The organism is Bradyrhizobium erythrophlei, assembly GCF_042430365.1.
GTDB classification, from domain to species: domain Bacteria; phylum Pseudomonadota; class Alphaproteobacteria; order Rhizobiales; family Xanthobacteraceae; genus Bradyrhizobium; species Bradyrhizobium erythrophlei.
The window spans coordinates 23,647-32,030 of record NZ_JBHMET010000059.1 but is presented as its reverse complement, the minus strand read 5'-3'; the positions used below and the strand labels follow the sequence as shown (position 1 = coordinate 32,030).

The window sequence follows — 8,384 nt, the reverse complement described above, 5'->3', positions numbered from 1 at the left end:
GCCTTCGTCCACCTCGCCGCAATCTGCATTTGGCTCCGTTGAATGTGGATTCGTCCTAGCGCGGAGCCATGCGGATGGCGCCGTCGAGGCGGACGTCCTCACCATTGAAGTAGCCGTTGGTGATCATGGTCAGCGCGAGATGCGCATATTCCTCCGGCATGCCAAGACGCTTCGGGAACGGCACCGACGCGCTGAGGGCAGCCTTGACGTTCTCCGGGGCACCCTGCAGCAGCGGCGTGTTGAAGATGCCCGGCAGGATGGTGTTGACGCGGATGCCTTCGGCCATCAGGTCACGCGCGATCGGCAGGGTCATGCCGACGACACCGGCCTTCGAGGCCGAATAGGCCGCCTGCCCCATCTGGCCGTCCTCGGCCGCGACCGACGCGGTGTTGACGACCGCACCGCGCTCGCCGTGCTCCAGCGAGGCCAGCGACAGCATGCCTTTCGCCGACTTGGCGATGCAGCGGAAGGTGCCGACGAGGTTGATCTGGATAATGCGGTTGAAGGCGTCGATCGGGAAGTGAGTGGGTTCGCCGGTCTTCTTGTCCCGGCCGGCGGTCTTCACCGCGTTGCCGGTGCCTGCGCAATTCACCAGGATGCGCTCCTGGCCGTGCGCCGCGCGCGCCTTGGCGAAGCCCGCATCGACCTGCTCGTCGGAGGTGACGTCAACCTTGCAGAACACGCCGCCGACCTCCTTGGCGACGGCTTCGCCCTTCTCTTCGTTGAAGTCGAAGATCGCGACTTTCACGCCGTGCGCAGCGAGCGCCCGCGAGGTGGCTGCACCGAGGCCGGAAGCGCCACCGGTGACAACGGCGGCGACCGATGAATCGAGTTTCATTTCAGGTTCCTTTCGCGATCAGATGCGTTCGATGATGATGGCCGGCGCCATGCCGCCGGCGGCGCACATGGTGACGAGACCGTAGCGGCCGCCGCTGCGCTCGAGTTCGTCGAGCGCCGTGCTGATCAGGATTGATCCGGTCGCGCCGATCGGGTGGCCGAGCGCGATCGAGCCGCCGTTGATATTGACCTTGGCGCGATCCAGATCGAGGTCGCGGATGAACTTCTCGGCGACCACAGCGAAGGCCTCGTTGATCTCCCAGACGTCGATATCGTCCTTGGTCAGACCGGCCTTGGCGAGCACCTTCTTGGCCGCCGGAACCGGCGCGTTCAGCATCAGCGTCGGGTCGTCGCCCTGATTGGCGTAGGCCACGATCCGGCCGCGCGGCTTGAGGCCGTGCTTCTCGGCGTATTCATTCGACGTGATCAGCACTGCGGCGGCGCCGTCCACCACGCCCGAGCTGTTGCCGGCATGATGCACGCCCTTCCACTCGAGGCCCGGGTAGCGGCGCTGGATCTGCTTCTTGAACGTCACGCCGTTGCCGAGATCGAAATCGGCAAGCTGCTCGAAGCTCGGCTTCAGCGAAGCAAGACCTTCGGCGGTGGTCTCGGGCCGCGGAAATTCTTCACGATTGAGGGCGACGCTGCCGTCGTCGTTGAGCACGGGGATCACCGATTTGGCGAAGCGGCCCTCGTCGATCGCCCGCTTGGCCCGCTGCTGGCTGACCAGCGCCAGCGCGTCGCAGGCCTCCCGGCTGATCCCCTCGCGCGTGGCGATGGCGTCGCCGCACACGCCCTGGTGGGATTGCGGGTGAATGGCGTCAAGCGCCGCATTGCCCGACCCCATCATCCGCGCCGGCTGCCCCGCCTTGGAGCGTTCGGCTGCGAGGGTCTGCTGATAGCTCATCATCTCGGCACCACCCGCGATGACGCAATCCTCCATCCCCGACATCACCGACGCTGCTGCGAGGTTCACCGACGTGATGCCGCCGCCGCAGAAACGATCGAGCGTGGTACCGCTGGCGTTGATGTCGTAGCCGGCCGCGAGCGCCGACATGCGTCCGAGGTCGCCGCCCTGCTTGCCTTCCTGGGTCGATGTCGACCAGATGATGTCATCGACCGTCGACGTATCGAGCTTGTTGCGCTCCTTGAGCGCGCGGAGCACCGTTGCGGCCAGATGCTGCGGGTGCAGGTGCGACAGCGCCCCCTTGCCCGGCTTGCCGACGCCCCGCGGCGTGCGAACCGCGTCAATGATGTATGCTTCAGACATGCGCTTCCCTTCGTTTCGAACGTTCTCGTTTCATAGCGTGATGACGATGGTTCCGACCATATGCGTCATGCCGGTGATATCGCCGAGCTAGGCTCGACAATCGTGCTGCGCCGATCCCCGAAGGGCTCAAAGCGCGAGCTGATCCTCCGCCACATGGACGGTCGCGCTATTGTGGAGCTGCTGTTCCCCGGCACAGGTCGCCTCGTCGCAGCCCTCCGCAAATGATGCGGCGCCGAGCGCGATGGCTTGCGGACCCAGAGCATACTTCTGCTGTTGCGGCAGGTAGATCAGTTGGCCGATCCGGGTGAGGGTCAACATCAGACGAGAGACCGTCGATCGCGGAAGGCCACAACGGTCGGCGATCTCCCGATTGCCGAGACACATGCTTCGATCTTCGAAGCAGCGCAGGATGTCGAACGCACGCGACACGACCTGTATCACGTCCCTGCTTTCCACATCGCAGGAAAGCCCCTCTTGCGCCATCAGTCTCTCAGATCGACGTCCCATCGCTTACGCCCTCACAACATCCGAGTTGCATTTTCGCAGGCGTGAACGAACCCAGCATGGTTCGCGTCACCCGCATTCTCCGGCTTCCGTCGCTCAGCGCGGGGGATATCTGCCATCCGCATCACCTGATCGATCGTGCGTTTTCCCGTCGCGTTCGTCCGGCCCGATGTGCTGCCGGCGAGGCCCGCCGTTGATGCGGGTCAGCAAGCCGGCGCCCTTGCGCACAGGATGTCTCTGACCAGCATCGGAGCATTTTCCTCCGTGGAACACGGCTTCTCGCTTAGTTAATTGATTAATTAGTTAGTTGATTGATTAAGGTGACCGGCGCACCCTGTCAACCTCGATCAAGGCCGCGTGGTGCGCCGAGGTCGTCGAGGATAATCGCATCAAGATCGCCAATTTCGCCCGGGGAAAAGATCGCCCGGCTCGATGGTCGCGGTGGCGAGCGTGTGTTCACGGCCGGTCTCTAGCGACCAAGCCGCGCCGAATGTCCCAACTCAAGCGCGACCATACGGCGACGTTCGTTGCGATCATACATTTGTGCGATGTGGCTCGAGGCGGGAACAGTTAGTGAAGGCTTTCGACGACCAGCGCGATGCCCTGCCCGCCTCCGATGCACATCGTGACCACCCCGTAGCGTCCCTGGGCGAGGCCGAGGTTTGGCAGGACGAGAGGGCTCGGAATGGCGACGCCGTCTTACGACCGTCAGAATGCACTGCTCTATCCGTGTTACCGGAGTGCTGCTCGACCCCGCAGGATCCTGTTACAAATGCATAATAGCGTTCTCAATTGTGAGTGACCTATGGCGCGAGCCATTTTGAGCGTGCTGATTTTGATCAGCTGCGTCCATAGCGCGGCCTGCCAAGATCAGCGCAGCAAAGGATCGAACGACGCAACTCGCGGCGAGGGGCCGGTTCGGACCGCTTGTGAGGCTGAGATCGAGAAACTCTGCCGCGGCGAAGAGCGAGCTGGCCGCTGTCTGCGAAACCAAAACCCAAATGAGTTGTCAGAAAGATGCAAGGCCGCATTGGCGAATCGCGGGCTGCACTAGCGTATCGCCAACGACGTATCGAGAAGGAACTGCCACCTCACCGCAAGCAGACGTGTGCTGAGCACGCTTTGTAACTCGACGAGCGAAGACGAGCCTGAAAACCACGCCTTAGGTCTTCGGCCGGTCCATATCAGCATGCCCGGTCCTCAGGCTGCGCCCAGCATCGCGTCCGTGGCGAGGCAATGACCCGTTCCCGGCCAATGCTCCGTCCTCCTCGCCCGGCAGTTGCTGCTCGCCGGGCGGTCGTTGACCTAAGTGGTCTCCAACGGGCTCGACAGCTTCGCTGGACGCCTTCGAGCCCGCCCCGGCGACAACACGCAGAAGGACCACCGACACGAAACCGCTGAGCACGCCGGCGACCAAGTTCGGCACCAGCTTGACGGCGGGAAAGAGGTATATCTCAGCCCGCGCACCGAGCAGCAGCACGACGGCGAATTCGGTCGCGGTGCGGGCGATAGCCGCGAAGAATCCAAGCATGCAATAGCCGAGCGCCCACGGTGGCCATCGCCGCACCAGCGGCTCGCCGATGTCAATGACGAGCCCTGGCGCGACATGCTTGAGGATTTCCAGCACCCCAAAGCGGCCGTCGCCCTGGAGGAAGCCGATCACGCCCATGATCGAACCGGCCGCGGTCGCGCCCCACCGCGACTGGGTCAGGCGGGCCGCAAGAACATAGAGCGGAAACAATAGAAACGTCTTGTGCCCAGACGCGAACGGCAGACCCGGCAGGACCTTGAGCATCTTGAGTGACGCCATGCAGAGCGCAATTCCCGTGATGACCGCGGCATCATGAGCAAGTTGGCCACCCACCCGAGGATCGTCATCGGCGCCGGCCTGTTTCTCTGCAAGCGCGATGTTCGCCCGGACGACGTCGGCAAACGCGCCGATGTCGCCTCGCAAAACTTGCCGTAACACGGCAAAAAATCCGGATCTGGAACTGCGGTCGTGTACGCGCCCCCCTCCGCTCTCCCGTCCATGTGTCCCTTCGAGGAGAGCGAGAGTCCGGTCGAGCGCGTGTACGAACAGGGGCGGCAATCGGAATGCATGCAGGCCATCGACCAGGTCGTGGCCAGTGCCGGTCAAGCGCACCACAGCCGAGGCAAGGAGGACGGTCATGATCTGCAGACACATGAGCGCCGCCTTCTCAAGCCCGCTCAGGTTGATCGATAGCGACCAGCCAACCCCTGGAACGTGCCAATCCATCAGCATGTCGTTTGCAGAAGGGTTCTCGGGCGGCAGCAGGGCGTACATGCCGATCAGGAAAACGAACAGCCACTTGAGCCGTAAGGCCAAGTGTACGACTCGCAGACCCACTCGGCAGGCCAAGAGTATGACGACTTGGATTCCTGCAAGGCCGGGAATGACAAACCATCGCGCCGGCTCGGTCAGGGAGAGGGCCGGCACCGCGAACGCAACCATCGTCACCGCGAGGAGGAACAACACCTTCAGCACGGCGGTGCTGGTACGAGTCTCCTGCTGCATCTCGGTCACACCGGCAACTCCTCCGCTAATCAAGCGATCGTAATGGACCACGCTTAAATCGGGACCACTCTGATGAGGGTCTCACCAACCCTCACTCGACCCGCATCCCTCCCGCCGCGCCCGCGCTTGTGCGAGTCCGTGAGGCCGGTTCAAGGCTACGCTTTTCGACACCGGACCGCAGGCGGTCGAGCGCCAAATACACAACGGGCGTCGTGAACAACGTCAATACCTGGCTCACCAGCAGCCCGCCAATAATGGAGATGCCGAGCGGCTGCCGAAGCTGAGAGCCGACACCCAGCCCGACCGCCAGTGGCACCGCCCCAAGAATCGCCGCGATTGTTGTCATCAGGATAGGACGAAATCTCACACGACACGCCTCCAAGATCGCCTGCTCCGGCGAACGAGCGCGTTCGCGCTCAGCGACGCGCGCATAATCAATCAACATGATCGCGTTCTTCTTGACGATACCGATGAGCAGGATGATCCCGACCATCCCGATCAGATCGAGCGGGCGCCCAACCACCCACAGCGCCAGGATTGCGCCGATCCCGGCTGATGGCAGGGTCGACAGGATCGTCAGAGGATGGATAGTGCTCTCGTAAAGAACGCCGAGGATCACGTAGACGGCGAACAGCGCCACAGCGATCAGCATAGGCTGGGTGGCGAGCGATTCCGCAAACGCTCGTGCATTGCCTTGAAAACTCCCCTGGATATTGCTTGGCGGGCCAAGTTCGTGCATCACGCGCTCGACGATCTCAGTACCCCTCTGGATCGGCAGGCCAGGCCGCATCGAGAACGTCAGCGTCACCGCCGCAGCCTGTCCTTGATGGGCGACAGCACTCAATTGGACGCCGTGCTCGACCCGGACAACGTTCGCCATCGGAACCTGTTTCCCGCCCGGCCCGGCGACGTAGACCTTGGCCAACGAGGACGGATCCTCCTGCAGTTCCGGCGTCGCCTCGAGGACGACGTGATACGTGTAATGAGGGGCATAGATTGAGGACACGAGACGCTGGCCGAAGGCATCGTAAAGGGTCTGATCGATATCGTGCGGCGCCACCTGGACCCGTGCGGCCGCGTCACGGTCGATGACAAGCATGGCCTGCAGGGCGCCGACCTCGAGATCGGTAGTGACGTCGCGAAGATCGGGGAACTGTTTCAGACGCTCTACGAGCCGCGCTGCCCATGTCTCCAACTCACCCAGATCCGGTCCCGTGATGGTATACTGATATTGCGCCTTGGAGATCCGGCCGCCGACGCGCACTTCCTGGACGGGCACCATATAGAGCGCAACTCCCTGCACCTCGCGCGTCGCTCGGCGCAGCCGGGCGATGACCCGGTCGGTGTCGAGCGCGCGCTCGGCAAGTGGCTTTAAGGCGATAAAGATGCGGGCCTGGTTCGGCGTGGCGCCCGACTGACCGGTGTAGCTTCCAACCCTCGCGACCGCCGGATCATTGAGCAGGACGTTCATCAGGGCCTGTACCCGCCCAGTCATGGCCTGGAACGAAACCGTCATCGGCGCTTCGGCGATGGCGACAATGGCACCCGTGTCCTGCTGGGGGAAAAACCCCTTTGGCACCTGAATCCAGAGCATAACGGTGGCGAGGATAGTTATTCCCATCACGGCGAGAGTGGCGCCGCGATGGCGCAGAACGACTGCGAGGGCGACTTCGTATCGCGCGAGCAGCTTCTGAAAAATGAATTCCAACGGGGGCTTCTCCGCTGCCCTGCGGGGATGACCGAGATAGGCGCCCATGACCGGGATCAATGTCAGAGACACCACTACGGAGACCGCGATGGCCAGCGCCAGCGTGGCAGCAAACTCGCGGAACAGCCGCCCGATCATGCCCCCCATAAACAAAAGCGGGATCAAGGCGGCGATCAAGGAGACGCTGATCGAAATGACAGTGAAACCGATCTGGCGCGACGCTTGGCGAGCAGCCTCGAGCGGCGACCTGTGGCTTCCCATCCGGCGACTGATCGCTTCGATGACCACGATGGCGTCATCGACAATGAAGCCAGTCGCAACCGTGAGCGCCATCAGGGAAAGGTTGTCGACGCTGTAGCCGAGCAGGTACATGACGCTGAAAGTACCGGCAATCGACAGCGGGATAGTAACTGCCGCGGCCAAGGCAGCCCAGATCTGCCGAAGGAAGAGGAATACCGTGGTCACGATAAGTCCGAGGCTGATCACGAGGCACAGTTCTATCTCGCGCACGCTGGCACGAATGGTCTCCGTTCGATCGCTCATCACCGACAGATCAACGGCCCGCGGGAGCCAAGCCTGCAGCGTGGGAAGGAGCGCGTAGATGCGATCCACCGTCTCGATGACGTTGGCGTTGACCTCCTTGAAAACGAAGACCAGCACCGCGGGCTGGTTATTGAACCATCCCGAGGTGCGGACGTTCTCGACGCTGTCGACGACCGATGCGACCGCATCGAGCCGGATCGGCGTGCCGTGACGGGTAGCGACGATCACTGACCTGTATTCGTCGGCCCAGCGCATCTGGTCATTGACGCGTATGATGTAAGAGCCGTCCGTCGCGTCGATGCGCCCCTTAGGGCCCGTTGCATTGACGGCGTTCAAGGCGGCCCGCACATCCTCAAGACCGAGTCCCATCGAGGCAAGCGCGGCCGGGTTGACTTGCACACGAACCGCGGGCTTCTCCGAGCCGTTGACCGTGACTTGACCGACGCCTTCCACCTGCGAGAGCTGTTGCGCCAGGATTGTTTCCGCAGCCTCGTAGACCACGCCGGACGGAAGCGACGCGGATGTCAGCGCCAAGATCAGGACCGGCGCTGCTGACGGATTATTCTTGCGCCAGGTTGGTGGGTGCGACATACCCACCGGAAGATCGGGTGCTGTCGCGTTGATAGCCGCTTGCACGTCGCGAGCCGCTGCGTTGATCGGGCGGTTGAGTTCGAACTGGGCGACGACGGTGGTGATGCCGAGAAGACTCGTGCTGGTGAGCTCCGTGATGCCGGCAATTTGCCCAATCCGCCGCTCCAGCGGCGCGGCGACAGAGGTGGCCATCGTCTGCGGTTCGGCGCCCGGGAGCTCCGCCGTCACCATGATGGTCGGATAATCCACCCGCGGTAACGATGCCACAGGCAGAAATCGAAACGCGAGTGCGCCGCTCAGCAGGATCGCCAGCATCAGCAGACTGACGCCAACGGGTCGCCGCAGACACGTTTCAAGAAAGCCCATGACGTACTCCGATCGTGCTGGCTTGCTTG

At 62.9% G+C, this 8,384-nt stretch carries 4 protein-coding genes and 1 pseudogene; all 5 read right to left on the bottom strand.

Going from position 1 to position 8,384, the window contains the following annotated elements; all coding sequences use genetic code 11:
* Positions 1 to 55: 55 nt before the first annotated feature.
* Complete coding sequence (locus ACFFWD_RS11150; RefSeq protein ID WP_376964887.1) at positions 56 to 838, bottom strand: SDR family NAD(P)-dependent oxidoreductase; 783 nt, start codon at positions 836 to 838, stop codon at positions 56 to 58.
* Positions 839 to 856: 18 nt separating this feature from the next.
* Positions 857 to 2,107, bottom strand: coding sequence for an acetyl-CoA C-acetyltransferase (locus tag ACFFWD_RS11145; RefSeq protein WP_376964885.1), 1,251 nt, complete (start codon positions 2,105 to 2,107; stop codon positions 857 to 859).
* A 225-nt stretch (positions 2,108 to 2,332) separates the two neighbouring features.
* Positions 2,333 to 2,614 (bottom strand): annotated as a pseudogene (locus ACFFWD_RS11140) (helix-turn-helix domain-containing protein); the annotation flags it as partial.
* Between the two features lie 1,159 nt (positions 2,615 to 3,773).
* Positions 3,774 to 5,156, bottom strand: coding sequence for an energy-coupling factor transporter transmembrane component T (locus ACFFWD_RS11135; protein ID WP_376964883.1), 1,383 nt, complete (start codon positions 5,154 to 5,156; stop codon positions 3,774 to 3,776).
* 82 nt (positions 5,157 to 5,238) lie between these two features.
* Complete coding sequence (locus ACFFWD_RS11130; protein ID WP_376964881.1) at positions 5,239 to 8,355, bottom strand: efflux RND transporter permease subunit; 3,117 nt, start codon at positions 8,353 to 8,355, stop codon at positions 5,239 to 5,241.
* Positions 8,356 to 8,384: the final 29 nt, after the last annotated feature.